Here is a 26,853-nt window from a genome sequence, read left to right on the forward strand (position 1 = left end):
CTCCGCGATTGGCCAAAGCCAAGACGCATTTAGCTTGCAATTGCCTCGGAAAATGCTGTCAGGCGATCGCTCAGATCGCTCTGCCCATCGGCACCGATGATCATGTAGCCATAGCCGTCTTCCGCCCAAGTGGCCGTTGCCAGCCCGCTGAGAACGGCAAGGTTCACATCCTTGTCCGGTGCCCCAGGCCCTTGACGGATCACGCAAAAGGCGAAAGGCCGCCCCTGATCATCTGCAAAGACGACCTGAACCAGTGGCTTGCCCTTGAAAGACAGAACCTGAGCCCGCTTCAGCTTGGCCCCCGGCAAGGCGCTCAGGGCTTCGCGATTCAGTGATCGACCCAGCGTGGCCTCGGCCTGAGCAAACTGGGCCTCAAGCGCCTCGGGTGCGGTGTCCAGAGTGGCTATTGTTTCAGGCACATAGAGCGATTGGTAGATTGCCGCCTGTTGCGCCCAACCTAGCGGCGCGGGTCGTGTCGCCCACAACGTCGCCGAGACCGCCACAATCGCGACCGAGGCCGCAACGGCCAGCAATCGAAAAGGTTGAGACGCGGGTTGAGACGTCGCGCGGTCCGGCAAGGTGATCTGAGGCGCATCCTGCGGAACATCCTTGAAGACCGAATGCACAACGGGTGCAAACGGATCAAGCGCCATCAGGCGCTGTTCCAGTTCTGGATCGGCTTCGACCGCGCTCTCGATCTCTTGCGCCTCGGTCTCGCCCAGATTTCCATTCAGATACGCCAGCAGCGTTTCATCGGAAAACGTCATTTGCCACCCCGTCGAACGGCGTCCGCAGCCTCGTGCTGCATCACGGTTTTCAGTTTCTGCCGAGCCGTAGATAGTCGGCTCATGATTGTTCCAATCGGCACCTCAAGCAAGGTTGCTGCCTCGCGATAGCTATACCCTTCCACGAAGACAAGCATCACGGTCTCGCGCTGTGCCTCTGGCAGGTGCATCACTTGAGTAAACACTTCAGCCGCGAAAATATTCGTTTCTGAATCCGGTCCTGTTGCAATTAATTCGGTTTCTGGGGTCACAGACAAGGCCTGCGCCTTGCGAACCGAGCGCGCGCGCACCTCATTCAGCCAGATCGAGCGGCAGATCGTCATCAGCCAGCTGTCCAACCTGTCATGGGATATCACCTGATGGTGACGCTCAAGCGCGCGCAGGCATGTGGATTGCAAAAGGTCGTCGGCCACATCCCGGGCCCCCGACAGGGCAAGCCCGAACCGCCACACGCGTTTCGAATGCGTCTGGATCGCGCCGCGCACGGCCTGTTCCGAGCTGATTTCACCACTCATCGAATAAATCGCGACCTGTGTGTGTTTGTCTTTCACGGACCGGGCCCGCGGGGTCAGGATTTACATAGCCTGAGGAGAAAAGAAATGAAACTTCTGTTGAAAGCAGTCACGATTGCGTCTGCAATTGTTGCAACCCCGGCTCTTTCGGAAAGTTGGACTTTGTCCTCGGATGCCTCGCACCTGGCTTATGGCACGATCAAGAAAGACAAGGTGGGCGAGGTCAATTCCTTCACCGGGCTCAGCGGTCATGTCAGCCCCGATGGCAAGGCCGAGATCGAGATTGATCTGTCCTCGGTAGAAACCAATATCGACATTCGCAACGAACGGATGATCGAATACGTGTTCCGCAAGGCGGGCACCGCTGCTTTGACCGCTGAATTCGACATGGATGAGGTCTCGGGACTTGCCGTGGGCGCATCGTCGATCATCGATGTCGAGGTCGCGTTGTCTCTGATCGGGACCGAGATCGAGTTCGACGCTGAGATGTTCGTGGTCCGACTGACCGAGACGTCGGTTATGGTTTCCACCAATGATATGGTCTTTCTCAGCACCGAGGATGCAGGCGCGGATGCAGGCGTCGACAAGCTGATGGAACTGGCCGATCTGCCCGGCATCACACGGACCGTACCGATCACCGCACGTCTTGTGTTTACCATGGACGAAAACAAGGCCGAAGCCGCGCCCGTCGCAATCGCCTCAGTGGAGGGGGACCTCAAAGCGGGCAAGAAGGTCTTTCGCAAGTGCAAGGCCTGCCATCAGCTGAAAGAAGGCCGTAATGGCTTAGGGCCCTCGCTTTTCAATGTGGTGGGTGCCACTGCGGGGCAGGTGGGCGGGTTCAAATATTCCGGCCCGCTTGCCAATGCCGATCTTGTCTGGACGCCGGAAAATCTGGCGGCATTTCTGACCGACCCCAAAGGGTTTCTGCCCGGCAATAAAATGCAGTTCCCCGGCCTGAAGAAAGAGGCCGATATCACCAATGTCATCGTCTACATGCAGGATGAGGCCCAGGGCTGACGGAAATCATAGGCGGTGTGGCAGACCCTGCCACATCCGCTCGATGTACGTTAGGTGCAACGCCTATTGAACGAACTGTTCTGCAACGACTTCTCCGAACTTGTCGAAGAACTTGCCGGATAGCTTTTTGGCCGTCCCTGCGATCAGGCGGCTGCCCAATTGCGCGATCTTACCGCCGATCGTGACCTTGGCGGTGTACGACAGAACCGTCTCATCCCCGTCGGCGGTCAGGGATACATCTGCGCCGCCTTTGGCAAAACCAGCCGCGCCGCCTTTGCCTTCGCCGGACAGCGAAAACGCATCTGGCGCCTGGGAGTTGTCCAGCGTCACCTCGCCGTTAAAGCGGGCTTTTACTGGTCCGATTTTCAAGACGACTTTGGCCTCGAGATGTTCAGGCGAATGCTGGATCAACTCTTCGCAGCCCGGAATGCATTCGCGCAGCACATCGGGGTCGTTGAGCGCACGGTAAACGGCATCCTTGGGGGCAGCGATGCGGATTTCGTCAGTGAGTTCCATCTGGGGGGTCCTTTTTCAACAACATTTCGGAAAGACACGAAGGGCTTTTTCGGTCGCCTCCTCCGCGGTCAACTCGGGCTGCGCCGCCTTCAAAGCGTGCAGCCAGCTAAGCCATTTTCTCATCATGGGATGTCTCCTGGGATTTGTCAGAATTGCGCCACATGATGATTTCAGCCAAAATCGAAAGCGCGATTTCATGCGGGTCGATGGCGTGGATATCCAACCCGGCGGGCGATTTCAGTCGCTTGGTCTGCTCTGTGCTCAGCCCTTGTGTTTCCAGTTTGGCACACAGCACTTCGGCCTTGCGGCGGCTTGCAACCATCGACACGCGGCGCGCGGGTGACTGCAGTGCAGCTTTCAATGCCGCTCCGTCGCCTTTGCCTTGCGACGCCACCACAACAAAATCACGCGCTTCAACGCCCAATGCGTTCAGGTCGTTGGGATCAAAGGGGGTGTATTTCACCGTGTTTTCAGCACCCTCAGGCAAACACACGCGCAACCCAGCCAGTGCCGCATGGGACGCCAACGCCTGCGCGATCGGAGAGTCTCCGAATATGATCAAGCGCGGAGCGTGTTGATAGGGTTCGATCAGCATGTCCACTGTCCCTCCGGATGGGCACCCGCTTTTGTAGGTCTGAACACCGTCCGGGTCGGCCATAGACACAACCTTGTCCGAGGGTTTGACGCGGATCATTTTCGGCTCACCCGACATCAACGCCTCTTGTGCCGCGGCGCGTACGGCCCGTTGTACGCAGGCACCCCCCAGATGGCCCAGAACCGTACCGTCGCGGGTGATGGCGGCCTTGCCTCCGGCCTTTGCCGAGGTCGCATCGGCAGTGCGCAGAACTGTCGCCACGCAAAAGGCATCGCCGGTGCGGCGCATCTCTTCAATCGTGTCGAAAATGTCGAAACCTGCCATCGGTATATCCTTTCACAGTTTTCTGAATTCAGGTTCGAGCGCCGCTAACGCCGCAAGCGTATTGGCGGGCAGATGGGCGTCCAGATGGGGTTCTGCGGCCTGCATGGCAGCGGCAACAGGTTGGTAATTCTGCCAACCTTTCAGCGGGTTCAGCCAAACGACCCGGCGCGCTTTGCGTTGAATCCGTTCCAGAACCTGCCCCAAGGCCTGCGGAGCCGTGCTGCAATACCCATCCGACAAGATCAGCACGATCGTCCGTCCATTCAGCGCCCGCGCGCCGTAGCCGTCCAGAAAGCTTTCGAGACTGCCAGTGATGTCGGTCCCGCCGCCAAACCCCTCGGCCATCAGTGAAAGCCGCCCGGCGGCACGGATTGAGTCGTGATCGCGCAGCGCGTCCGTCACGCGCATCAGACGGGTGTGGAACAGATAGGCGTCGGCTTCAGTTCCGCTGCCGATCAGGCCCTTGAGAAACGCCAGGAAGACTCGGGAATAAACGGTCATCGACCCACTGACATCGCATAGCGCAACGATCCGCATCGGTCGCGGCGGTCGCGCACGGCGATAGAGGTCCATCGGCTCTCCACCCCGCGCCAGACTGGCCCGTTGTATCCGTCGCATGTCCAACGTCCGACCACGCTGCGCCTGTTTATGTCGACGCGAGCGGCGGTCGCGGATCGCCCGGGCCAGCTGGGTTGCGGCCCGTTCGGCCTGTCTCAGCGACTCGTCATCCATCAATTCACGCAGATCCCGGCGCGACAGGTTGGCCGTTCGGGTCGCAATCAGCTTCCCATCCATCCCTTCGGCCTCCCCGTCGCCCGGATCAGGAGTGGCGGCTGCCTGATCTCTATCCGTTTGCGGATCCTGTTCGTCTTGTGTTTGCTGCTGCCAGATCTTCGGTTTCGCCGACTGCACCCGTACATGAGCGGTCTGCGCTGTCCCACTGCGCTGCTTGCCGACATTGAACCAGTAGGCGTCGAACAGCTCATCAAAGCGTCGCCAATCCTCGGCGCTGCCTGTCAGCAACACGCACAAGGCCTGCCTGGCCTGTGTCGCATCGGTTGCTTCGACCGCCGCCAAGGCGGCCAGCGCGTCACAGGTTTCGGCGGGACCCACGCGCAATCCGTTCATCCTAAGATGGGCCATGAAGCCGCTCATGCGGTCCGACAAGCTTGCCGCGCGGGAAGGGAACCGGGTGACCTGCATCACGCAACCTTCCCGATCAAGCGATCCAGAACCTCAGGCGGGGCAGCATCATAGTCGGCGGCCGTTTTCAGCAGACACACCAGTGTCGCCTGCACTTCGCCCCGAGACTGGGCCATGTCGTTCACACCTAGCCCAGACAGGGCGGCGGCCCAGTCCAGCATTTCGGCAATGCCCGGCGTTTTCTCGAGGTCTTCCTTGCGCATGGCCTGAACAACCCCGACGATCTGACGTGCCAACAACCCTTCAACAGAGGGCATACGCGCCTTCAGAATGGCCATCTCTGTCTCGCGCGAAGGATAGCCGAGATAGCTATACAAACACCGCCGCCGCAATGCGTCGGAAAGGTCCCGCGTGCCATTGGCCGTCAGGATCACAATCGGGCGGGAGCGCGCCTTGATCGTCCCAAGCTCCGGGATCGTGATCTGAAAATCTGACAATATTTCAAGAAGGTAGGCCTCGAACTCCTCATCCGCACGGTCTATTTCATCAATGAGAAGGACCGGAGAGTCCTCTTCACTGATCGCCTCCAAAAGGGGCCGTTTCAGAAGGTAATCATCCGAGAACAACTGCGCTTCGCTTGTGCCACCTTGGGCTTCGCTCGCGCGGATGGCCAGCAATTGGCGCTGATAGTTCCATTCGTAAATGGCGTGGCTGGCATCCAGCCCCTCATAACACTGCAAGCGGATCAAGCGCGCGTCGTGTTGGGCAGCCAGAGCCTTCGCGACTTCGGTCTTTCCAACGCCTGCCGGACCTTCCAGCAGCAAGGGCCGCCCCAAAGCCTGCGCCAGATGCAGCGCCATCGCCAATCGATCATCAGCGACATAGCCCTGCGCGGCCAACCCGTTCTGCACATCACTCAAAGTCAAAACCAGGATCCATTCTTCATCTGGCTAAAAATATCCCGGGGGAGGTTCGGAGGGGGGCTGGCCCTCCTCCGTTCGGTCGGATCGGTCAAGCCTATCCGAACCCGATTACCCGTGCATCCCCAACCCATTGGCGATCTTCCAGATGCGCCAGTGGTCATGCGGCATATGGCTTTGCACCAACCCGAAGGGTCGGAACGCATCATGCACCGCGTTTGAGAAACAGGGCACGCCACCCACATTCGGGCTTTCCCCAACCCCCTTCGCGCCAATCGGATGGTGCGGGGAAGGGGTCACCGTGTAGTCGGTGATATAGTTCGGCGTCTCCCACGCGGTCGGCAGGAAGAAGTCCATCAGCGTGCCGGTCTTCACATTGCCCATCTCATCATAGGCAATTTCCTGCCCCATTGCGATGGCCAAGGCCTCGGTCACGCCTCCATGAACCTGCCCGTCGATGATCATCGGGTTGATCCGGGTGCCGCAATCGTCCAGCGCATAGAACTTCCGAACGTCCCACTCGCCGGTATCCACGTCGATCTCCATCACGCAGATATAGGCCCCGAATGGGTATGTCATGTTCGGTGGGTCATAGTAGCTGACCGCCTCCAGACCGGGTTCCAGTCCCGGGATCGCTTGGTTATAGGCGGCGAAGGCGATTTCCTTCATTGTCTTGAACCGCTCGGGCGCACCTTTGACCGAGAACCGATCCACATCCCATTCGACATCGTCGTCGTGGACCTCAAGCAGGTAAGCCGCGATCATCTGCGCCTTGGCGCGGATTTTGCGCGCGGCCATAGCTGTCGCCGCACCAGCCACAGGCGTGGATCGAGACCCATATGTCCCAAGACCGTAAGGTGCGGTGTCGGTGTCGCCTTCCTCCAGAGTGATGTCATCGGCGGGTAAGCCGATCTCACTGGCGATGATCTGGGCAAAGGTCGTGGCGTGGCCCTGACCCTGAGAGATCGTCCCTAGCCGCGCAATGGCCGAACCAGTTGGGTGGATCCGGATTTCGCAACTGTCGAACATACCAAGCCCAAGAATATCGCAGTTCTTCACTGGCCCGGCACCCACGATTTCGGTGAAATGCGTCAGACCAATACCAAGCAGCTTGCGGGTTTTGCCAGCCTTGAAGTCCTCAACCCGTTGCGCCTGTTCTGCCCGCAGACCTTCATAGTCCACGGCCTTCAGCGCCTTGTCCCAAGCTGTGTGATAGTCGCCCGAGTCATACTCCCAGCCCAGTGCCGACTGATACGGGAACTGATCGGCCTTGATGAAGTTTATCCGGCGCAGCTCGGCCGCGTCCATGTTCAGCTTGATGGCCAGAACTTCGATCATGCGTTCGATGAAATAAGCGGCCTCAGTCACGCGGAAGGAACAGCGATATGCCACTCCGCCCGGAGCCTTGTTGGTATAGACACCATCCACGGCCAGATAAGCGGTGGGGATGTCATAGGAACCGGTGCAGATGTTCATGAACCCAGCAGGGAACTTGGTCGGGTCCGCACAAGCGTCAAAGCCGCCATGGTCGGCAGTGGTGTGACACCACAGGCCGGTGATCTTGCCGTCCTTGGTGGCCGCGATCTTGCCCTGCATCCAGTAGTCGCGGGCAAAGGCGGTGGACATCAGGTTCTCCATCCGATCCTCGACCCATTTCACCGGCTTGCCGGTGACAATCGAGGCCACGACCGAGCAGACATAGCCCGCATAAGCTCCAACCTTATTGCCGAAACCGCCACCGATATCGGGGCTGATGACGCGGATATTGTGCTCGGCGATGCCGGAGATCAGCGAGACAACCGTCCGGATCGCATGTGGCGCTTGAAACGTACCATACAGTGTCAGCTTGCCGGTCACCTTGTCCATGCTAGCCACCGAGCCGCAGGTCTCCAGCGGGCAAGGATGGGTGCGGTGGTAGTAGACCATCTCTTCGGCGACCACATCGGCCTCGGCCAGAATGGCCTCGGTCGCGTCTTTGTCGCCCTGTTCCCAGGTGAAGATGTGGTTGTGATGCTTGCGAGGGCCATGCGCACCTTCGGTCTGACCTTCAAGGTCTTCGCGCAGGACCACATCGGATTTCAGAGCCTCAAACGGATCGGTCAGAACAGGTAGTTCTTCGTAGTCAACCTCAACCAACTCCACCGCATCGGCTGCGATATAGCGGTCTTCGGCGACGACAAAAGCGACTTCCTGGCCTTGGAACAGCACCTTGCCGTCTGCCAGAACCATCTGCTTGTCACCGGCCAGCGTTGGCATCCAATGCAGGCCCAGCGGGGCCAGATCCTCGGCTGTCAGAACAGCGATCACGCCGGGCATCGCCAAGGCAGCCTCTTTTTTCACGCTGACAACGCGGGCATGTGCGTAGGGGGAGCGCACAAAGTCGCCGAACAGCATCCCGTCCAGCTTGATGTCGTCGACATAATTTCCCTTGCCTTGGGTAAAGCGCACATCCTCGACGCGTTTGCGAGAGCTGCCCATCCCTTTGAGATTGGCGGCGCGTTCTTCGGGGGTCAGAGTTTGATCGTTCATTCCGCAGCCTCCTTCTGAGCGTTCAGCATGTCAGCCGAAGCCGAGATCGCCTTGACGATGTTCTGGTATCCGGTGCAGCGGCAAAGGTTTCCAGCCATGCCGAAACGGATATCTTCCTCAGACGGGTTCGGGTTTTCCTGCAGCAAGCGGTGTGCGCGAGTAATCATCCCAGGCGTGCAGAAGCCACATTGCAGCCCGTGATGCTCGCGGAACATTTCCTGCAATACGCCAAGGCTGCCATCGTCATTGGTGAGGCCTTCGACGGTGGTGATATCGGCTCCGTTCACTTGCGCTACAAAGGTCGTGCAGGATTTGACGGATTTGCCATCAATATCGACCGTGCAAGCTCCGCAATGGCTGGTCTCGCAGCCGATATGAGGGCCGGTGATTTTAAGATCTTCCCGCAGGAAGTGGATCAGCAACGTGCGCGGCTCGGCCAGACCTTCGACCTCTTTGCCGTTCACGGTGAGTTTGACGTGCATTTTCGACATTTTATCCTCCCCTCAACCCGCGCGGCTTTGCGCGCGGTCGATGGCGCGGCGCAGCATCACGGCGGCCACATGTTTCTTGAATTCGACAGGTCCACGGTTGTCGGCCACGGGTTCAATGGCATCCAGCATGGCGGCAACACAGCCGTCCACATCGCCATTGGCCAATGCAGCGCTGGCGCTTTCGGACCAGATCGGAGTGTCCGCCAGGTTGGTCATCGCAACCGAGGCCGTGCCGTTACCGACCATCACAGCGGCGGCGGCCGTCGCATAATCCCCGATCTTGCGCTTTTGCTTCTCATACGCCTGACCGACACCGGCCCCCGGCACAGGGATCGAAATCCGGGTTAGAATTTCCTCATCCTCGCGCGCGGTGAAATAGGCGGCCTCGTAAAACTCACGTGCGGCGACACTGCGTGCCCCATCGGGGCCGGACAATTCAAATGACGCGTTCAGGCACTGCATCAAACCCGGCATGTCATTGCCAGGATCACCATTGGCGACATTGCCACCGACGGTGCCCATGTAACGGACCTGAGGGTCGGCGATCTGCAAGGCCGCCTCGCGGATCAGCGGAATGGCAGTGGCGAGACCGTCATGGGTGATCAACTCATGCTGCGTCACCATGGCTCCTAGGGTCACGGTATCGGACCCGACCTCGATGCCTTTTAGTTCATCGATGGCCTGAAGATCGATCAGGTGGCCCATCTCGGCCATGCGCAGCTTCATCATCGGGATCAGGCTGTGCCCGCCCGCGATCACGCGCGCTTCGTCTCCGTGTTCTTGCAAAATGCCGATGGCCGAGGCGATGTCGCCTGGCCGGTGATACTCAAAACCGGCTGGTATCATGTTTTTCCTCCCTGGGTCCAAGCGGTATACCTTGGGGTACCTTCAATCAGGAAAGAGGGGCGCGCTCAGCGTTTCCAGCCGCAGGGAACGGGGCGCGCAGCTTGTTTCACGAAATGCGAATGAGCTGCACGAGTTGCGATCAAAGGCCCAAAGCGTCGCGGATGTCTGAGAGGCGAGATCGGCTGACAGGTACCTTGCTGAGCGCCTCGACAGAGTCGAAATAGCATGTCCCGTTGTCCTTGTGCCTCTCAAAGCTTGAGACATGTTTGGGGTTCACCAAATAACTTCGATGGGCGCGCAGGAAGCCATCGGGTTGCAGGCGTGTCTCGGCCTCGGTGATGGACCAGGGGCAGAACAGTTTCTCGGAATCGATATAGAGAATGGTGTAATGCCCCTCGGCCCGGATGGCGGCAATTTGGGCGGGTTCGGCAAAGAAGGTCTGACCTTCGCGTTCAAAAGGCACCCCGGCGCGTAGGGTTGGGGTCGGTTCAGGTTGAGGTTCGGGTGTGGAGACTACGGCGGGTTCAGGCTTGGGTTCAATGAAAGTGATCCCGGTCAGAAGGAAGGCCCCACAGATCAGGAAGACTGCAACCGTGACGCCCATCGCCAGAATCTGGTTGTCCAGCGCAGGCCCCGCAGCCCCGGCAGTCTCGGTTGCGACGAAATCCGTGAGACCGGTCGCGACGAAGTGCATGGAAAACACCGCGATGCCGAAACAGGCCGTGCCCAGTAGGATGTTCCGATGGGTTCGGCTGTCATAGGCCACCCAGATCGCCAGAACCGACAGAACAACCGAGGCCGCGGTCGACAAAACGATGTCGAACAGGCTGTAGACGGGTCGGCACAGCTGCATCCCGGCCATGCCGACATAGTGCATGACAACGATGCCAAGCCCCACGATCACGCCCGCGCCAACGATGGTCGGCGGGGTTCTGGGACGGAAATGCAAAAGCAGCAGCGCCAGTCCCACCATAAGGATGGCAACAAGCGCCGAGATCAGCGTCACCAGCGCGTCGTAATAAAACAGGATCGGCAGTTGCAGGCCCAGCATGGCAACGAAATGCATGGACCAGATACCGCCACCCAGTATCACGGCTGCGAGGGCGACGATGAACTTGCGCCGTTGATTGTCCAGTTTCGACGCGCCATGCGTCAGGTACAGACCGGTAAAGCCGGCCATCAGCGCCACGGCCAACGAGGCCGCCACGAGCCACGCATTGTGCGAATAGTCCAACATTGAGATGCCGCGCCCTCCCCAGCGCGATCATGACGTTATCAAACTGAAATTCTCCGCACAATCTTTGTTGGACTTAGCGGAAGACACCTGTTTCGACTGAGGCGCATAAACGGGTCTCGCCGGTTTTTTGGCTACAGGTCAGCCCCGCTTTTTCGGCGCAAGGTAGGTCCATGTCGGCCCTGCTGTCTCGCCCGATCCGTCCGGCAATGGAATGCGCATCAGCTTTTGCGCCAGCGACTTGATCGAATACATCGCGGGAACAAGGTCGCGCAAAGCGGATTTATCCTCGTTGAAGGCGATGTGCAGACCGTCCAGCAAACCGGACCACGCGGCGTTGAACTCGGCCGAGATCGCGGCGATTTCGGGTGCGGATTCATAGTTTTCCTCGCTGGGGTCGTCTTTCATCGGAGAGACTGCGCTCCAATCGACGATCAGGTCACCGCCAGTCGGAGGGTCGGTCACCAGATCTTCGGGGCGATAATAGCGGCTGTGAAGGATTTCGTTGAACTTGAAGAAATGTGCAACGTCCTCATGGCCAGCTGGCCCCGGAATGGTGTCTCCGTCACCCGCTTTGCCACCCAGATCTGCGCCTTCGCCCTCTTCCATAATCTTTTGGATGGCATCAAAAGCCGCTTTGCGACGTTGCGCGGGTGTGCCGGTGATCTCGACAACTTCACCGCCTGCGCCGAAATAGTCGTCATTGGTGATTTGACGCGCGGGGTCGCCGATGAAGATCTCTTTGTCTCCAAACTCCTTACACGCTTCTTCCAGCAGCTTCCTGACATAGGCGTAGAATCCGCCGATGGTGGAGTAGTGCCCCCTTAATGCCTTGCGGAGGTCTTTCGGCGCGGTTTCGATCTTGCGAAAGCTTTTGACCTGTTTGGGCGAGAACTTACGCAGACGCACCTCTGGCCCGGCCCCGTTCAGTAACTCTGTCGGGTATTTCGGCAGCAAGTTTGGATTGTTCAGCTGAGGCGTACCCCCGATCGCGTTCATCACATTCGCCGCAAGAACCATATGCAGCATCTCTTCGACCATGACCTGGCGGATCACCTCGATCGGCTCGGCATTCACGGTGGTCGGCTCGGACCGGTCGTATTGCCCTTGCTCCAGGATCGAATAGCAGGCTGTCGCGTAGGGCGGGATTGTCGAAAGCTCCAGCATCAAGGCGTCTTGCAGATGTTTGCAGAGATTTTTGCGCGCGGCGTCCAGTTTCTTTTTCGAACTCATTTCGCACCCCCTTTCCGAACGGCCTTCTGGATGGCTCTGGCGGCCCTGAAGGCCATGGCAGACATCGTCAGCGTCGGGTTGGACGTGGCAATCGTCGGCATCGAGCCTGCGCCCACCAGCCACAGATTGTCGTGGTCCCATGCGCGCATCTCGTCATTGGTGACCGAGTTGTGCCGATCTGTCCCAATCCTGTGCGTACCGACCAGATGGCCTGCACCGAAGAAGGTGTAACCCTTTCCATCATAAGTTAAATACCCCGCATCCGATGGGCTGTAGGAGGTATGGTTCTTGATACCAAGCCGCTGGAATATCTGCGCACAGGTGTCATTCGCGGCGGCCAGCCCGGCGCGGGAATAGTCGTCCAGATCATAGCTGATCACCGGGCGGTATTCGCCCATGGGTGTGCGGTAGGCTGGGTCGATGGTCACTCGGTTTGTTGCTCTGGGCAGTTGCTCGACCATGGTGCCAATTCGGACCTGCCGCTGGACATCGTGATAGAGCTTGTCGCGCAGGGCGGTGCCATAGAGGTTGTCCTGCTCGACCAGCCGCGCCACGTCTGAATTCGGAGAGCCAGCGGCAAAGTTCCAGCCCCAATTACCGATCTCCAACCGGAAGGCCGCGTTCTTGTTCCTAAAGTTTCCGTCCCGGAAATTGGCGTAGCTCGAGGTCGATCCGGGCCCGCGAAACGGGCCAACCGGCTCTGGCGCGGCACCCCATGTCATCATGTAAGGGTGGTCCATCAGGTTGCGGCCCAGCTCGTCACTGCTGGTGCAAATCCCCGAGGCCAGCGCCAGAGTGACGTTTTCCACCGCACCGCCAGCCAGCACATATTGCTTCCCTCTGGCCCGGCGCAGTTCGTACTGAGGCACACCGGGGAACGGGTATTTCTTGTAAACAATACCAGATACACGCCCGCTTTCGGCCAGTTCGACCTTTGAGGCGATGGCCTGCGTGATCGTCTCCATCTGATGCTTGGCTTCGTGCTTGGCATCCTCGAGCGTTTTCATCGCGTTGTATTTGGCCTGGATCGGGCAGATCGGAATGCAGCTTGAGTTCCCCTCGCATCGCTGACCCATATAGGCGAATGGTCCGGTCGCGCCGCGCGGGCGGAATTGCTGCCTGCGCTTGTCGCCAACCTGAATGCCCTTGGCCGTTCTTGGCTTGCGCGGGGTTGAGTTCCGACCCTGCGGCGTGCGCGAGACTTTCAGTTGAACCGTGCTGGTCGCATCCTCACCGATTTCGATAGGCATCCCGTCTGCCTTGGCAAAGAAGCCATCCACGTAAGACGACGGAATCGAATGCATCGGGTAGTCGTATTCCTTGTCGAAATACCCGACATTGTCGTGCCGTCCTGACGTGCGAATACCCAGTGCCTTGGGCGTCTGTTCGTCGGCATCGGCCGAGACACCGATCTCCCACTCGGCGCGCTCATAGTCCGCGCGCAGGTCCTGATAGCCAAAGGGCCAGTCAACGCCTTTGCCGAATCGGCTTTGCATCTCGAAATCCGCAGGCATCATACGCAGGCTTGTGCCCAGCCAATGCAGTGAGGTTCCACCAAAGGCCATCAGATAGTTACTGCCAAAGGGCAGGGGGCCGCGTTGCACGAAGTACCCGTTCGTATCGGGCTCGGTGCCCCGTACCGCGGTGATGTCTAACACCGAAGGCGACGGCAGGGTTGGCAGGTTCGGATAGGGAGAGTTCGGCGTCTTGGCCAGCGACAGATAGTACTGATCCAAGTAAGAGCGATAGGTTTCCCACGTCTTGCCGTGGTCTTCCCCGGCTTCGAGGATCAGAACCGAATGACCGGCCGAGACCAGCTCTTTCGCCAGAATGCCCCCGGCAAACCCGGCTCCTACGATGACCACATCATAGGTCCGGTCGTCATCTGCAATCGCGCTCATTTGCCTGCCCCCCGCTGTTTTGGAGGTTCAAGGCCCCATGCGCCAAAGCCCTGTTGCTTGGCCCCTTGGGGATGCGCTCCGATGGCGTCCCAGACCAGCCCTTCCTTGTAGGACCGGGTCGAGATGATCTTGACCACATCAAACCGCGACGCGCCGTAGCTTTCGCGCCATTCCTGTGAAAGCGGCACCCATTGGCCGGTATACCAAAGCTGAATCAGCGTGCGCGACAGTGGGCCGAGGCATTTGTCCGACAGATAGGTCTGACGCACGATCCGGTCGTCGTCCTGCTTGCCCAGCTCGTGGGAATGGGACAGGAACTCCTTGAGGATTTCGGCGGGCAACACTTGCCGGAACTGATGCCAATATTCGCCTGCGCATCCGGTGCCCTGCAGTTCGGCGCTGCTATAGCCAGTCAGGGCGGCGCTCACGGTCAGAAAGGCTTGAAACTCGGGGGTGTCATCATGCGTCTTCATGGCGATCCCCATCAATTGCGTCCACATAGAAGCCACGCGGCTCAAAGCAGGCGGGCGGGCTTTCAAAGACCTGCACGGCCACCGGTGTCATATCGGTGAACAGCGTGTGCATGTCACGGGTCATCGGGAAATCGTTGTTCCCCAGTTTCAGCTTGAAGCCTTTTGCGATGCGTTTGCCCTCTTTCGTGGTCAACATCGCGGTTTCAAACAGGCCCGAGATGGTCCAGCGGGTCCAAACGGTGCGTCCAAGCCCGGTAGCGAACTCAGGGATCGGAGTGCAGTTGGTTAGAGTCCAGTGATCGCCCTTGAGTTTGCCCAGATCGGCCGTCAGATCGTAAACGATGGTTTGCGGATCGTCGGGATTGACCAGTTGGATCCACCATTTCTTGGGTGAGATCGGAGGGTGTCCCTTCATCTTGGCATTCAGCGAAGGAACCTTGTAGTTGAACTGGCCCAGAAACTTGGGCTCTCCGAACGCTTGCCGCCCGGCTTTGACGGCCATGGCGTTGTCGGCGGCCACATGAACCCGCAGATGGCCGATGGTTTTCGTCTGATCGCGGCCGTGAAGATACTCAGTCAGGGACATCTTCGGCACGCCCGGCACACGGTTCTTGGGATAGGCCAGCAGGTTGAACTCGACCTCGTTCACGAAGCCCAGCGAGTTGTCATAATGCGCGGTATAGCGTTGGAAGTTCAGCAGGATGACGGCCTTGTTCTCGCCGTCTTCATCGGGAAATTCGGCGACACACAGGCCGGTGCCTTTCACAAACTGGCGGGCAACTTCGACCGAGGTGTACCAATACATCCATTGGCATTGCAGCGAGGCATAATAGAAGGGGAACGTGTCAAACTGTTTTGGCAGTTTTGGCATGACGCCGGTGACATCCGTCTGATGGCACGGGTCGCTTTTGGCTTTTTTCTTTGTCATTTGGCTGTGATCTCCCCCACTGGCTGTGACAATTCTACTTGCTCAAATTCCGCCCGATCATGCCTCCGGCTGTTTTGTTTTTAGGGTTTTGAAAATGGCTTTTGCCTCGACCAGCGCGGGCGCCTTGGTCTTGTCGGCGGCCACGGCCTTCGAGATCTCACCAAGGCAGTTTGACGAGGTCTCAAGCTCGGCCAATTCTCGAATGACATGCAAAAGCGGGCCGTAATGGCCAAGCTGCAACGCCACCATGGCAGCGTTTTTTAGGTGGTCGATCCCGGCGCTGTCGTCCCCATGGGCCATGGCCCACCGACCGCGCAGGCAGGTCAGCCCGACGACCCAGAATTTCTCACCGCTGTCGTTGGCGAAGGCTTCGGCTTCGTCCAACAGTTCCTCGGCCAGTTCCAGTTTGCCGTGTAGAATAGCCGCATCCGCGTAGAGGCACAGGAAGAAACTCAGACCAAGGCGGCAGCCGGTATCGCGCCATTCGCGCAGGCCCAGGGCGATTTCTTCCAAGGCCTTTTCACCATCCGTGCTTCGGCGCACCCAGCCATTCATGACCCGCGCCCAACCGCGCCAGAACTGGAAAGAGTATTCCTCGGACAGGGCGATCAAAATGGCCGAACTGTCCTGCACCGTCGCCTCATCGCCCCGGAAATGGGAAATCCATCCAAGGAAAGCATTGGCGAAGGACTGGCTGAACGGGTGCGCGGTTTCTTCTGCATGGACCAGCGCTGCTTTGATCGCTGTCAGCGCGCTGGATTCGTCGCCTGACAGCCAGTAGGAAAGCGCGCGATAGCCCTGAAGAGCCACTGCAAGGTCAACCACATCGAAATCGAGGCCCATGAAGCGATGTTCGATGGACAGATTGACCTCAAGCCCGGCCTCAAGATGTTTCAACGCATCTTTCGGATGGCCCAGATAGGTCTGAAGCGATCCCATCGAACGTTCTGCCGAGACAATGGTCAGCGGGCTCGATAAATCCTGACAGAGCGAGACCAGTCGGTCTGCATTCTGTTTCGAGATCTCATATTCCCCGCCCAGCATGGTCGAGCGGAACTGTCCGTAGACAACTTTGAACAACCGCTCTGTTTCGCCATATTCGCGGCACAGGGACTGCGCCCGCGCATAGGCCGACAAAACCGATTTATGCGCATAGCCCCGGACGAAGGCCAGAGGCACAGCGATCATGATCTGCATGTCTATTTCGCGCCGGTCGCGTTCCTGCGATTGCGGCATTTCCTGCAAGCATTCCAAAGCGTGCTGCAAATGGGTGATCGCCTCGACATTCGCCGAGTGGTCCAGCGCCTGCCGAGCGGCTGTCATCAGTTTGCCTTCGGCGGCGGGGTAATTGCCGGCACGCCAGTAGTGATGGCCCAGAATTTCAGGCTCTCGCGCGACTGTTTCGGCGTATTTCTCCTCAAGAACTGCAGCGATTTGGCCATGCCACCTTGAGGCTGTCGAGCGCAGCATGGATTGATACGCGGCATCCTGGACCAAGGCATGGCGGAACCGGTAGGCATCTGCCGTACCCGGCTGGCCCGCGGGCACGATCAGCTCGGTTTCAAGAAGCTGGTTCAGCGCTTCGGTGATGTCGTTTTCAGTCCAGTCCAGAACCTCGGACAGCAGCTTGCGCTCAAAGTTACGTCCGATTGCTGCGGCGACCTGCACGATCTCGCGGCTGGCCGACAAACGGTCCAATCTGGCCATCAGTGAGTCCTGCAGCGATTCCGGGATCGCCATGGACAATTCGGCCTGACTCTGGCCGCGGTTGACCAAAAGACCGGACTCCATTGCCATCTTGGTCAGTTCTTCGACGAAGAGCGGCACGCCATCCGTGCGGTCGGCCAATTGACTGAGAACTTCCGGCGACGGCCGCACGCCCGAGATGCTTTCAACCAGCTTATATATGTCACGGCGTACAAGCCGATTCAGCTCCAGACTGGTGACATGGGACTGGTTGCGCCATGGCGACTGGAACTCGGTCCGGGCGGTCATCAGGATCAGGCAGCGGCGGTTCGACACCTGTTCGATCCAGCCGTTGACGAATTCCAGCGTTGAGGCGTCGAACCAATGCACATCGTCGAGAAGCAGCAATAGCGGCTGGTGCTGTTCCAGCCCCGCGCATAATTGCAAAAGCGCCTCGATCAACGCACCCTTTTCCCGTTCGGGCCCCATCGGCGCGACCAGAGATGTGCTGTCTTCCAGCCCCATCAGGCGTAGGATAGGTGCGGCGCAGGTTTCAGCATCAAGGTTCAGATCGGTCAAAAAGCTGGTGACTTTGTCCCTACTTTCTTCAGGAGGCGCGTTGGGCAGCATACCCGTCAGCGTTGTCAGCGCATTCTTGATCGGGAAAAACGCGCTGCTTTGATGCAAAGGTGATCCAAACAGGGTGAACTGGGTGGAGTCCTCGTCGGTTAGCTTGTCCTTCAGGCCAAAGGCGATCTTGGATTTACCGACGCCCGCGTCGCCTGTCAGCAGCAGAACCTGCCCCTCTCCGTCCAGCGCGCCGTCCCATCTGGACTGGACCAAAGCTATCTCGGCAGTGCGCCCGATAGTCGGCGTCTTGTCGTGCGCGAAGTCCTTGCGCCCGGTGTCAAAGCCGGAAATCTTCGGACCGACCACATAGAGCTGCAACGGTGTGCTGACACCTGCAAAGGGAGGGCTGCCGATCGAGGTGAAATCCAGACGCTCTCCGATTAGTCTGCGTGTCACTTCCGAGACCACAACCTGACCCACATCCGCAGCAGCCTGAATACGCGCCGCAACGTTCGGTGTATCGCCAAACAGCCAGACCTTTTCCGAGCTTGATGTGCCGGCCGCCGTGCCCACCACTACAGGTCCAGTATGGATTCCGATCCGCACATTTGTCGAAACTGATTTGTCCGTCAGCCCCGCATTCCCGTCGCGCGTCGCGCCCGCGATCTCAAGTGCGCAAAGGGCGGCGGAATAGTGGCTGAGTTCCTGCGCGGTGGGATAGCCGAAGATGGCGACCACTCCGTCGCCTGCATAGTTTGCAATCTCGCCGCCGAATTTAGTGACGGTCCGGCCAACCAGCTCGCGGTATTGCGTGATCAGTTCGCGGTAATCCTCGGGGTCGAGCCTTTCGGACAGGGCCGTCGACCCCACCAGATCGCAGAACATGACGGTCAGTTGGCGACGTTCGGCCACGTCTTCTGGTGCGTCCTTGGGAGAGGGCAATGGGGCAGCCGGTGGGGGACTGTCCTGACCCAGCAGAGCAGCCCCGCAAGCGGTGCAGAACTTTGCGTGCGCCATCGCTGACGCGCCGCAGGACCCACAGGCTACGGTCAGTGCATTGCCGCAGCCGTGGCAAAAGTTGGACCCGGCAGGATTGGCCGCACCGCATTTGCTGCAATTAACATTCGGACGTCCCAATATGACTGCCCCTGAGCGCTGAAATTGCGCCGTATATGAAACAAAGAAACAATTTCGCTTTCTTTAGTATCACATAATCTACAATTCGTCGCCCTTGAATTGTGCGCGGGTTTTGTGCGCCCGCAAAGGGTTACTCACTGGTGCGGGCTGGCACTGTGGTTAGGACCCCGCTTGCGGTCGCAGAAACCCTCCAATTCTGTCGATGTTTTCGACCAGAAAGAACGGGCTGTCAGAGCCTGGTATGGGCTGAAAAAGCTGCCCATGGTCTTTTTTGAATGCGGTAAAGATCGGGCCGGTCACATGGTCCATAAAAGCTTGGAAGTCCTTGTAGATTTCGATGAAAACGACGGTGCCGTCACTGCAGGGCGGTGCCGAGTTTTCGCCGCCCGTGTGGATGAGGTAGCCCCAGGTGTCCTCTTCCTGCTTCACATCTTGGGCCAATTGCTTGAGGGCTGCGATCCCCTCGGCCTCTTGTTCGGGTTTCAAATACCAGGTCGCGATTATGCTATACATATCGATAGTCCTTTCGAGAGGCAGGTCTGTGTCCTATCCGTGATCAGCCCTGCTCAGACGGGTCAAATTGATTGATCGTTGTGGCGCGGCGGCCCTCGGTAAATGAGGGTAAAATATGCCGAAAGAGAGCCTGCAACAGGCTTGCCGGATGAGGGCCACGCAGCCCTTATGTTAGCATATTGTGCGCCGGGCTGGCAAAACTCAGATGTTGCCAGCGGGTGTGTGCGGTCCTGACTGTCACTGAGCCACGGTCCGAATATCAACCTCGCGAGGAGATCTGTCGCAGAGGTCCGTAGGCCGCTTTGAACTGCGCCTTGGCTGCCTCGTAATCTGCGGTTTTGCTGCCGTCGGGCAGAACGCGTTCACCAATGCTGGGGGGGTTTAGAATGTCCTCCGGGGACGCTCCGGTTTCTGCGATCTGGGCAAGACGTGCAGCCCCGAGTGCCGCGCCGAACTCTCCATCTTTGGGCAACTCGATTGGGACGTTCAGAACGGTTGCGATCAGCTTTACCCAATAGTGCGATTTTGTACCGCCGCCGATGCCGATCAGCCGATCAATCCGCGCGCCGGTCTGTACCAGCGCGTCATAAGAGTCGCTCAGACCATAGGCGACGCCCTCAAGCACGGCGCAGGTCAGATCGCTCTGGTCGGTGTCTTTTCCCAGCCCGGTAAAGCCGCCGCGAATGTTGGCGTCGTTGTGCGGGGTGCGCTCGCCTGAGAGGTAAGGGTAGAACTGAACGCGCCCCGGCGCACGTAGCTCGTCGCCCAGTGCGAGGGTCAGGTCGGCGGGTTTTTGGCCAGTGATTTGGCCCAGCCAATTCAGACTGTCGGTTGCAGACAACATAACGCCCATCTGATACCAGCGATCAGGCACGGCATGGCAAAACGTGTGCAATGCCGAGGCGGGATCGGGGTGGTAGCCATCGCGCGCAGCCAGCAGCACTCCGGAGGTGCCAAGAGAAATGAACCCGTCCCCCTCGTTCAGAGCACCCAGGCCACAGGCAGCTGCGGCGTTGTCTCCGGCGCCGCCTGCGACGGTGACGCTATTGCGCAGACCCCAACGGCTGGCAAGATCGGCGCGAAGGGTACCTGCGGGCTGGCAGCCCTCGACCAGACGGGGCATCTGAGATTCTGACATCTGCCCTGCGATCAACAGCTCCTCTGACCACGCGCGCTGCGAGACGTCCAGCCAGGATGTGCCAGCGCTATCCGACATGTCAGCGACGTAGTCGCCTGTCAGATAATAGTTCATATAGGCCGCAGGCAGCAGAACCTTCGCGATACGGGTGAAATTGTCTGGCTCATGTTCCTTGACCCAGAGCAGTTTGGGGGCCGTGAAGCCGGGGAAAACGATATTGCCCGAAATCTCGCGAATTCCAGGCAGGGCGTCCAGATGCCGGGCCTCGGCATCCGCGCGTGTGTCATTCCACAGGATGCAGGGTCGGATCACGTCACCTGCGGAATCCAGAAGCGTGGCGCCATGCATGTGGCCCGCTACGCCAACGGCTCGCAGATCGGCAAATTCAGGATAGGCGTCCCGCAACGTGGCAACCGCCCCCTCAAGCGCCGCAATCCATTCGGCGGGGTCCTGTTCGCTCCAGCCGGGATGTTTATGTTCGGATGTGCAGGAATGCTCTGCCGAGCCGAGCACACTGCCGTCTTCAGCCAAGAGCAGGGCGCGCAGCCCGGACGTTCCCAGATCAATGCCAAGGTAGCTCATACTGCGTCGCCTCTGAATTCACATGTTTGCAAACGGTTTATTCTGTTTTTGAGGAGTCTGCAAAGTGCGGATCAGCCCCCGATATAGCTGCCGGTCTTTGGGCGATAAAAAATCTTCTGATCATGCAGCTTGCCCAGAAGATCATGCATCCTGCGGATGGTGTCTTCGTTGGTCTCGTCCCCCTCAATGGAATAAGAGGCCATCGCCTGTCGCAGGGCCTGTTCGATCAGTTCCATATCCTCGATGGAGAGTTCGAACATGTCATTATATTGCGGCATTTGAGGTCCTCCGGCTGCGGGTGTGAACCCAAAGCATGCCCGGAAAACCCCGAGTTTACCAGATTACGGTCCGTATCAGTCCCTTTGCATCCGCGCTGCATAATATTGTGCAATGGCTTGGGTCCGGTTTTTGACGCCCAGCTTGTCGTAGATGTTCGACAGGTGGAACTTTACGGTGTTCGTCGAAATCTCGAGCTCTTTTGAAAGTTCGCGATTGGACATGCCCTGCGCCAGCGCCTCGAGGATGGAGCGTTCCTTGCGCGACAGGCTTTCGATTGGGTCCTGCTGCATTTTCCGGACGTCTATGAACGGAAACACCATCTTGCCCGCGGCCACCTTCTCGCAGGTGTCCAGAAGCCCTTCAACCTCGCCCGAGCGTGCGGCAAACCCAGCTGCCCCGGCCTGCATCGCCAGTCGTGGAACGTCGGCATTGGCGTCGCCATAGACCACGAAGCGCGGTGCACTGACCTGATCGCGCAGCACCTCGATCAGTTTGGCAGCGCCAAGGGCGGGCAATGTCCAGTCCACCACGCCGACCTGAACAGGCACCCGCATGACCGTGCCAAGGAATCCTTCGGCCGTGGCCGAAGTCGCGACCAATGAGAATCGCGGGTCGCGTTCAAAGATCTCTGACATCGCCGACAGGACCAGAGGGTTGCCGTCTGCCAGCATGACGTCGATGGGCTTTGATGGAGCTTCAGCCATATGAATTTGCCCTTAAAGCTCAAAAACTACCCAAATGGGTGGGTACGTTTTTGGTATACTATCGCATTTTTACACCTTTGGGTAGGTAACACCCCATCCTATTAGGCATGCTAAATCAGTAGTAAGTTACGTTGCGTGATCTGGCAAGAGCACGTTTTCTACTCGGCAACTCAACCAAACGGGCCGCTGAGCCTGAGAAACAGCCGAGGAAGCCGCACAATGACTTTCCAGATTTTCCCTCCGCTCGAAATCCCCGAGACCCTTGCAGCGGGTCCCGGACCCGGCAACACGGATGCTCGCGTTCTGCAGGCCTTTGCAGGGGCAGGGGTCGCCGATCACATGCAGGGCGACGTTCTGCGCGGAATGATCGAGTGCAAGCATATGCTGCGCGAAATCTGGGGCACGCAGAACGCCTATACTTTTGCCGTCGCCGGCACGGGTTGGAGCGCGCTGGACACCATGTTCTCGGCCGTCATGCCGGGCGACAAGGTTGTGGCTTTTGCCAACGGCACATTCTCGGGCATTGATGCGCTGACCCTGCGGATCAAGGCGGCGACGCCCGCCGAACACGCAGCCAATCCGCTTGACCCACAAGCTGCCAGCGTCACCGTGATCGAGGTTCCGCATGGCCAGTCTGTCACAGGAGAAATCGTCGAAGCAGTCCTGGCCGAGCACAAGCCCAAATGGGCGTTTATGGCCCACTGGGAAACCGGGTCCGGCCGGATCAACGACATTCGCGGTTTTTCGGACGCGTGTGAGCGTCACGGCGCGATGGGTCTGATCGACGCGGTGTCGTCGCTGGGCGTGGATGACTTTTCGATCGACGACTGCCCCGGTATCGCAGGCTGGGCCTCTTGCCCGCAGAAAGGTCTGTGCTGCCTGCCGCTGACCTACGCTCCGGTCAGCTTTACCGATGCTTTCATTGACAGCCTTAAAACCAGCGGCGCCTACACCTATGTGCACAACCCGATTTTCGAGGCCCGCCATTGGGGTATTGTCGACGGTCAGGATGTCGAGAAAGGCACCTATCACCGGACGCATTCGGGCTATGCCGTGGCCGCCTTCCATGAGGCGCTGCGTCTGACATTGCAGGAAGGGCTTGCCAAGCGCGCAGCGTCTTACCGCATTCACGAACGCGTCCTGCGCGATGCCGTGGTCGAACTGGGGTGCGAGGTTACCTCGGACATGCCGAGCCTGATCGTTCTGAACCTGCCACCGGAGCTTGCCGGTCGCGAGATGGAATTGGTGCAGAACTGCCGTGCGCGCGGTTTTGGCATCTGGCCCACGCTCAGCGCGCCTGTTCAGGTGCGGATCGGCATCCTCAACCAGCTGAACCGGAAATCCGTCAGCCGGATCGTGCGCCTGTTTGCCGAGGCGATGCGCGAACTGGGCGGACAGATTGATCGGGACGCAATCGAAGCCCTGCTGGAAAGCCGCTACGGCACATCGATGGCTGCTTAATTTCACTGCAAGAACGGGAGGATTGCAGATGGATATTCACGAATATCAGGCGAAAGAACTACTTTCGAATTTCGGTGTCGAAGTGCCGCCCGGTGCTTTGGCCTATAGCCCGGAACAGGCGGCCTATCGGGCGCGTGAACTGGGGGGCGACAAGTGGATCGTCAAGGCGCAGGTCCATGCAGGCGGCCGCGGTAAGGCCGGGGGGGTCAAGCTGTGCAACACTGAAAACGAGATCTACACAGCCTGTGATGACATGTTTGGCCGCAAGCTGGTCACGCATCAGACCGGTCCTGAAGGCAAAGGGATCTACCGCGTTTACGTGGAAGCCGCGGTGCCGATTGATCGCGAAATCTATTTGGGTTTCGTGCTGGACCGTTCGAGCCAGCGGGTCATGATCGTTGCGTCCTCGGAAGGCGGGATGGAGATCGAAGATATTTCTGCGGATCGTCCGGACAGCATCGTGCGTTCAATCGTTGAACCCGCAGTGGGTCTGCAAGAATTCCAGGCCCGTGAAATCGCGTTCCAACTGGGGCTGGAGCCGAAGCTGATCCAGCACATGGTCCGCACGCTGCAGGGCTGCTACGCCGCCTTCAGCGATCTGGACGCCACCATGGTCGAGATCAACCCTCTGGTCATCACGGGGGACGACCGCGTTTTGGCGCTGGACGCGAAGATGAGCTTTGACGACAACGCCCTGTTCCGTCACCCGCAGATCGCCGAACTGCGCGACAAAAGCCAGGAAGACCCGCGCGAAAGCCGTGCCGGTGACCGGGGCCTGTCCTATGTTGGTCTCGACGGCAATATCGGCTGCATCGTCAACGGCGCCGGTCTTGCGATGGCGACCATGGACACGATCAAACTGGCTGGCGGAGAGCCTGCGAATTTCCTCGATATCGGTGGCGGCGCCTCGCCCGAGCGTGTTGCCAAAGCCTTCCGTCTGGTTCTGTCGGACGACAATGTGCAGGCCATTCTGGTGAACATCTTCGCCGGTATCAACCGCTGCGACTGGGTGGCCGAGGGTGTCGTTCAGGCATTGAAAGAGCTGGATATCGACATCCCTGTCGTCGTGCGCCTGGCTGGTACCAATGTAGAAGAGGGGCAGAAGATCCTCGCCAAATCCGGCCTTCCGATCATCCGCGCCACCACTCTGATGGAGGCTGCCGAACGCGCTGTCGGCGCATGGAAAAACGACCTGACCCTGGGCACCAAGATGAGGGCTGTGCAATGAGCATTCTTCTCGATCGTAACTCGCGCGTGATCGTGCAGGGTATCACCGGCCGCATGGCGCGGTTCCACACCAAGGACATGCTGAACTACGGCACCAACGTCGTGGGCGGCGTGGTTCCCGGCAAGGGCGGTGAAACCGTCGAAGGTGTTCCGGTCTTTGACACCGTCAAACAAGCCGTTGAAGCCACCGGCGCGGATGCCAGCCTCGTGTTTGTGCCGCCTCCCTTCGCGGCGGACTCGATCATGGAGGCCGCAGATGCTGGTATCCGCTATTGTGTCTGCATCACCGATGGTATTCCGGCGCAGGACATGATCCGCGTGAAGCGCTACATGTACCGCTATCCCAAAGAGAAGCGCATGGTCCTGACCGGGCCGAACTGCGCGGGCACCATCTCACCCGGCAAAGCGCTGTTGGGGATCATGCCGGGCCATATCTACCTGCCGGGCAACGTGGGCATCATCGGTCGCTCGGGTACGCTGGGCTATGAGGCCGCGGCCCAGTTGAAAGAGCGTGGGATTGGTGTCTCGACCAGCGTTGGCATCGGCGGCGACCCGATCAACGGCTCGTCGTTCAAGGACATTCTGCAGCGTTTCGAAGAGGATGAAGACACCCACATCATAGCCATGATCGGTGAGATCGGTGGCCCTCAGGAGGCCGAGGCGGCTGAGTTCATCCGAGATCACATCACCAAGCCTGTAGTGGCCTATGTTGCCGGTCTGACCGCTCCGAAAGGCCGGACCATGGGTCATGCCGGGGCGATCATCTCGGCCTTTGGCGAAAGCGCCAGCGAGAAGGTCGAAATCCTGTCTGCCGCCGGTGTGACCGTAGCCGAAAACCCTGCCGTGATCGGTGAAACGATCGCCCGTGTGATGGAGGCTGCGTGATGGTCAAACCCTCGGTTCTAGTCACCCGTCGCTGGCCTGCCGCCGTCGAGGCGCAGCTGGCCGAGAACTACAACACCGTGCTGAACACCGGGGACAAGCCTATGTCCCCGGCAGAGATCCGGCACGCGTTGAAATCCTATGATGCGGTCCTGCCGACCGTGACCGATACCCTCAGTTCCGAGGCCTTGGACGTTCCAGGTGCGCAGACGAAAATCCTTGCAAATTACGGCGTTGGCTACAGTCACATCTGTGAGCCTTCGGCCCGTGGCCTGGGCATGACCGTCACCAATACGCCGGACGTGCTGTCCGAATGCACCGCCGATATCGCAATGACCCTTCTGCTGATGGTGGCGCGCCGCGCGGGCGAAGGGGAACGCGAGCTGCGGGCCGGTAACTGGACCGGCTGGCGCCCCACGCATCTGATCGGCACCAAGGTCAGCGGCAAGGTGCTGGGCATCATCGGCTATGGCCGCATTGGGCAGGAAATGGCCCGGCGTGCCCATCACGGCTTCGGCATGCAGATCGTTGTCTACAACCGCAGCAAAATCGCGCCCGAGGTTCTGGCCCAGTGCAATGCCACTCAGGCCGAAACCGTGGATGATCTGCTGCCGCAATGCGATTTCGTCTCGCTCCATTGTCCCGGCGGGGCTGCAAATCGGCACCTGATCAACGCTCGTCGGTTGGATCTGATGAAACCGGATGCCTTCCTGATCAACACGGCCCGTGGCGAGGTGATCGACGAACGCGCGCTGATCCAGTCCCTTACCTTCGATATGATCGGAGGCGCAGCACTGGACGTTTTCGACGGAGAGCCCCGCATCAACCCCGACCTTTTGCAATGTGACAACCTTGTGATGCTGCCCCATCTAGGCAGTGCCACCCGTGAGGCGCGCGAGGCGATGGGGTTCCGGGTGCTGGACAACCTCAGCGACTTTTTCGAAGGCCGCGAACCGCGCGATCGCGTGATCTGACCTCGCGTATATCAATTTCCTGCTCTGGCCCCTCCGTAGGGCCGGGCTTCGGACCGCTTAGGAGGACTGCGTCATGAACGCCCCCAATCGTATCGACGGTTTTTTCACCCAGTCTTTGTCGGACCGTGATCCTGAGCTTTTCGGCTCGATCACGTCCGAGCTGGGCCGTCAGCGCGACGAGATCGAGCTGATCGCGTCGGAAAACATCGTCTCTGCCGCCGTGATGGAAGCGCAGGGCTCGGTGATGACCAAC

The 26,853-nt window shown here is 59.2% G+C and carries 24 protein-coding genes and 1 pseudogene; 6 read left to right on the forward strand and 19 right to left on the reverse strand.

Annotation, left to right across the window (positions count from 1 at the left end; translation table 11 throughout):
- Positions 1-29 precede the first annotated feature (29 nt).
- The gene (locus ACR0B5_RS15335; protein ID WP_480541542.1) at positions 30-767 is read right to left on the reverse strand and encodes an anti-sigma factor; all 738 of its coding nucleotides are present in this window, start codon (positions 765-767) and stop codon (positions 30-32) included.
- Complete coding sequence (locus ACR0B5_RS15340; protein ID WP_480541544.1) at positions 764-1,336, reverse strand: RNA polymerase sigma factor; 573 nt, start codon at positions 1,334-1,336, stop codon at positions 764-766. The genes ACR0B5_RS15335 and ACR0B5_RS15340 overlap by 4 nt, the downstream gene beginning before the upstream one ends.
- A 48-nt stretch (positions 1,337-1,384) precedes the next feature.
- Between ACR0B5_RS15340 and ACR0B5_RS15345 the strand changes: the two genes are divergently transcribed.
- Positions 1,385-2,314 carry a c-type cytochrome gene (locus ACR0B5_RS15345; protein ID WP_480541546.1) on the forward strand — a complete coding sequence of 310 codons (930 nt, stop codon included), beginning with the start codon at positions 1,385-1,387 and terminating at the stop codon, positions 2,312-2,314.
- A 63-nt stretch (positions 2,315-2,377) separates the two neighbouring features.
- On the opposite strand, the gene ACR0B5_RS15350 is transcribed toward ACR0B5_RS15345, so the two are convergent.
- The 17 genes from ACR0B5_RS15350 to ACR0B5_RS15430 all read right to left on the reverse strand — a co-directional run bounded on the left by ACR0B5_RS15350 (position 2,378) and on the right by ACR0B5_RS15430 (position 22,056).
- On the reverse strand, positions 2,378-2,830 hold the full coding sequence (locus ACR0B5_RS15350; RefSeq protein ID WP_170556048.1) for an SRPBCC family protein: 453 nt from the start codon (positions 2,828-2,830) through the stop codon (positions 2,378-2,380).
- A gap of 106 nt (positions 2,831-2,936) precedes the next feature.
- Positions 2,937-3,749, reverse strand: coding sequence for an XdhC family protein (locus tag ACR0B5_RS15355; protein ID WP_480541549.1), 813 nt, complete (start codon positions 3,747-3,749; stop codon positions 2,937-2,939).
- Positions 3,750-3,761: 12 nt separating this feature from the next.
- Positions 3,762-4,952 (reverse strand): vWA domain-containing protein, encoded by a 1,191-nt coding sequence (locus ACR0B5_RS15360; protein ID WP_480541551.1) that lies wholly within the window; start codon positions 4,950-4,952, stop codon positions 3,762-3,764.
- Positions 4,952-5,818 carry an AAA family ATPase gene (locus tag ACR0B5_RS15365; protein ID WP_480526150.1) on the reverse strand — a complete coding sequence of 289 codons (867 nt, stop codon included), beginning with the start codon at positions 5,816-5,818 and terminating at the stop codon, positions 4,952-4,954. The genes ACR0B5_RS15360 and ACR0B5_RS15365 overlap by 1 nt, the downstream gene beginning before the upstream one ends.
- 105 nt (positions 5,819-5,923) lie before the next feature.
- Entirely contained in the window at positions 5,924-8,341 is a 2,418-nt protein-coding gene (locus ACR0B5_RS15370) for an aerobic carbon-monoxide dehydrogenase large subunit (protein ID WP_480541553.1), read from the reverse strand.
- The gene (locus ACR0B5_RS15375) at positions 8,338-8,832 is read right to left on the reverse strand and encodes a (2Fe-2S)-binding protein (RefSeq protein WP_170380391.1); all 495 of its coding nucleotides are present in this window, start codon (positions 8,830-8,832) and stop codon (positions 8,338-8,340) included. The genes ACR0B5_RS15370 and ACR0B5_RS15375 overlap by 4 nt, the downstream gene beginning before the upstream one ends.
- Before the next feature lie 12 nt (positions 8,833-8,844).
- Entirely contained in the window at positions 8,845-9,678 is an 834-nt protein-coding gene (locus ACR0B5_RS15380) for an FAD binding domain-containing protein (RefSeq protein ID WP_480541555.1), read from the reverse strand.
- Between the two features lie 139 nt (positions 9,679-9,817).
- Positions 9,818-10,915 carry an MHYT domain-containing protein gene (locus ACR0B5_RS15385; protein WP_480541557.1) on the reverse strand — a complete coding sequence of 366 codons (1,098 nt, stop codon included), beginning with the start codon at positions 10,913-10,915 and terminating at the stop codon, positions 9,818-9,820.
- Between the two features lie 138 nt (positions 10,916-11,053).
- A complete protein-coding gene (locus tag ACR0B5_RS15390; protein WP_480541559.1) occupies positions 11,054-12,145 on the reverse strand; it encodes a ferritin-like domain-containing protein in 1,092 nt (363 codons plus the stop codon).
- Complete coding sequence (locus ACR0B5_RS15395; RefSeq protein ID WP_480541561.1) at positions 12,142-14,046, reverse strand: GMC family oxidoreductase; 1,905 nt, start codon at positions 14,044-14,046, stop codon at positions 12,142-12,144. Before ACR0B5_RS15395 ends, ACR0B5_RS15390 begins: the two co-directional genes overlap by 4 nt.
- Entirely contained in the window at positions 14,043-14,519 is a 477-nt protein-coding gene (locus ACR0B5_RS15400) for a hypothetical protein (protein WP_170640201.1), read from the reverse strand. The genes ACR0B5_RS15395 and ACR0B5_RS15400 overlap by 4 nt, the downstream gene beginning before the upstream one ends.
- Positions 14,506-15,447, reverse strand: coding sequence for a hypothetical protein (locus ACR0B5_RS15405; protein ID WP_170640203.1), 942 nt, complete (start codon positions 15,445-15,447; stop codon positions 14,506-14,508). The genes ACR0B5_RS15400 and ACR0B5_RS15405 overlap by 14 nt, the downstream gene beginning before the upstream one ends.
- A 57-nt stretch (positions 15,448-15,504) precedes the next feature.
- On the reverse strand, positions 15,505-18,840 hold the full coding sequence (locus ACR0B5_RS15410; RefSeq protein ID WP_480541563.1) for an adenylate/guanylate cyclase domain-containing protein: 3,336 nt from the start codon (positions 18,838-18,840) through the stop codon (positions 15,505-15,507).
- Between the two features lie 159 nt (positions 18,841-18,999).
- Entirely contained in the window at positions 19,000-19,353 is a 354-nt protein-coding gene (locus tag ACR0B5_RS15415; protein ID WP_480541565.1) for a putative quinol monooxygenase, read from the reverse strand.
- 259 nt (positions 19,354-19,612) lie between these two features.
- Entirely contained in the window at positions 19,613-21,073 is a 1,461-nt protein-coding gene (gene xylB / locus ACR0B5_RS15420) for a xylulokinase (RefSeq protein ID WP_480541567.1), read from the reverse strand.
- Between the two features lie 71 nt (positions 21,074-21,144).
- On the reverse strand, positions 21,145-21,351 hold the full coding sequence (locus ACR0B5_RS15425) for a hypothetical protein (protein ID WP_425084585.1): 207 nt from the start codon (positions 21,349-21,351) through the stop codon (positions 21,145-21,147).
- A 75-nt stretch (positions 21,352-21,426) separates the two neighbouring features.
- Positions 21,427-22,056, reverse strand: a complete 630-nt coding sequence (locus ACR0B5_RS15430) for a LuxR C-terminal-related transcriptional regulator (protein WP_419739303.1) — start codon at positions 22,054-22,056, stop codon at positions 21,427-21,429.
- A gap of 219 nt (positions 22,057-22,275) precedes the next feature.
- Here ACR0B5_RS15430 and ACR0B5_RS15435 point away from each other — a divergent pair, with 219 nt between their 5' ends.
- The 5 genes and pseudogenes from ACR0B5_RS15435 to glyA all read left to right on the forward strand — a co-directional run.
- Positions 22,276-23,517 (forward strand): aminotransferase class V-fold PLP-dependent enzyme, encoded by a 1,242-nt coding sequence (locus ACR0B5_RS15435; RefSeq protein WP_480541569.1) that lies wholly within the window; start codon positions 22,276-22,278, stop codon positions 23,515-23,517.
- Between the two features lie 28 nt (positions 23,518-23,545).
- Positions 23,546-24,745, forward strand: a complete 1,200-nt coding sequence (locus tag ACR0B5_RS15440) for a malate--CoA ligase subunit beta (RefSeq protein WP_480541571.1) — start codon at positions 23,546-23,548, stop codon at positions 24,743-24,745.
- Positions 24,742-25,629, forward strand: coding sequence for a succinate--CoA ligase subunit alpha (gene sucD / locus ACR0B5_RS15445; RefSeq protein WP_170380404.1), 888 nt, complete (start codon positions 24,742-24,744; stop codon positions 25,627-25,629). The genes ACR0B5_RS15440 and sucD overlap by 4 nt, the downstream gene beginning before the upstream one ends.
- Positions 25,629-26,600 (forward strand): 2-hydroxyacid dehydrogenase, encoded by a 972-nt coding sequence (locus ACR0B5_RS15450; RefSeq protein ID WP_480541573.1) that lies wholly within the window; start codon positions 25,629-25,631, stop codon positions 26,598-26,600. Before sucD ends, ACR0B5_RS15450 begins: the two co-directional genes overlap by 1 nt.
- A 73-nt stretch (positions 26,601-26,673) precedes the next feature.
- A pseudogene (glyA, locus tag ACR0B5_RS15455) lies at positions 26,674-26,853 on the forward strand (serine hydroxymethyltransferase); the annotation flags it as partial.

Source organism: Ruegeria sp. AG1, from assembly GCF_056541705.1.

What these genes read in the sequence shown, in the direction of transcription:
- ACR0B5_RS15355 (WP_480541549.1), bottom strand. Translation starts at nt 3,749, where the DNA reads ATGGCAGGTTTCGACATTTTCGACACGATTGAAGAGATGCGCCGCACC.
- ACR0B5_RS15350 (WP_170556048.1), bottom strand. Translation starts at nt 2,830, where the DNA reads ATGGAACTCACTGACGAAATCCGCATCGCTGCCCCCAAGGATGCCGTT.
- ACR0B5_RS15405 (WP_170640203.1), bottom strand. Translation starts at nt 15,447, where the DNA reads ATGACAAAGAAAAAAGCCAAAAGCGACCCGTGCCATCAGACGGATGTC.
- ACR0B5_RS15430 (WP_419739303.1), bottom strand. Translation starts at nt 22,056, where the DNA reads ATGGCTGAAGCTCCATCAAAGCCCATCGACGTCATGCTGGCAGACGGC.
- ACR0B5_RS15385 (WP_480541557.1), bottom strand. Translation starts at nt 10,915, where the DNA reads ATGTTGGACTATTCGCACAATGCGTGGCTCGTGGCGGCCTCGTTGGCC.
- ACR0B5_RS15390 (WP_480541559.1), bottom strand. Translation starts at nt 12,145, where the DNA reads ATGAGTTCGAAAAAGAAACTGGACGCCGCGCGCAAAAATCTCTGCAAA.
- ACR0B5_RS15440 (WP_480541571.1), top strand. Translation starts at nt 23,546, where the DNA reads ATGGATATTCACGAATATCAGGCGAAAGAACTACTTTCGAATTTCGGT.
- ACR0B5_RS15435 (WP_480541569.1), top strand. Translation starts at nt 22,276, where the DNA reads ATGACTTTCCAGATTTTCCCTCCGCTCGAAATCCCCGAGACCCTTGCA.
- xylB (WP_480541567.1), bottom strand. Translation starts at nt 21,073, where the DNA reads ATGAGCTACCTTGGCATTGATCTGGGAACGTCCGGGCTGCGCGCCCTG.
- ACR0B5_RS15360 (WP_480541551.1), bottom strand. Translation starts at nt 4,952, where the DNA reads ATGCAGGTCACCCGGTTCCCTTCCCGCGCGGCAAGCTTGTCGGACCGC.
- ACR0B5_RS15345 (WP_480541546.1), top strand. Translation starts at nt 1,385, where the DNA reads ATGAAACTTCTGTTGAAAGCAGTCACGATTGCGTCTGCAATTGTTGCA.
- ACR0B5_RS15335 (WP_480541542.1), bottom strand. Translation starts at nt 767, where the DNA reads ATGACGTTTTCCGATGAAACGCTGCTGGCGTATCTGAATGGAAATCTG.
- ACR0B5_RS15425 (WP_425084585.1), bottom strand. Translation starts at nt 21,351, where the DNA reads ATGCCGCAATATAATGACATGTTCGAACTCTCCATCGAGGATATGGAA.
- ACR0B5_RS15395 (WP_480541561.1), bottom strand. Translation starts at nt 14,046, where the DNA reads ATGAGCGCGATTGCAGATGACGACCGGACCTATGATGTGGTCATCGTA.
- ACR0B5_RS15400 (WP_170640201.1), bottom strand. Translation starts at nt 14,519, where the DNA reads ATGAAGACGCATGATGACACCCCCGAGTTTCAAGCCTTTCTGACCGTG.
- ACR0B5_RS15375 (WP_170380391.1), bottom strand. Translation starts at nt 8,832, where the DNA reads ATGTCGAAAATGCACGTCAAACTCACCGTGAACGGCAAAGAGGTCGAA.
- ACR0B5_RS15415 (WP_480541565.1), bottom strand. Translation starts at nt 19,353, where the DNA reads ATGTATAGCATAATCGCGACCTGGTATTTGAAACCCGAACAAGAGGCC.
- ACR0B5_RS15370 (WP_480541553.1), bottom strand. Translation starts at nt 8,341, where the DNA reads ATGAACGATCAAACTCTGACCCCCGAAGAACGCGCCGCCAATCTCAAA.
- ACR0B5_RS15450 (WP_480541573.1), top strand. Translation starts at nt 25,629, where the DNA reads ATGGTCAAACCCTCGGTTCTAGTCACCCGTCGCTGGCCTGCCGCCGTC.
- sucD (WP_170380404.1), top strand. Translation starts at nt 24,742, where the DNA reads ATGAGCATTCTTCTCGATCGTAACTCGCGCGTGATCGTGCAGGGTATC.
- ACR0B5_RS15380 (WP_480541555.1), bottom strand. Translation starts at nt 9,678, where the DNA reads ATGATACCAGCCGGTTTTGAGTATCACCGGCCAGGCGACATCGCCTCG.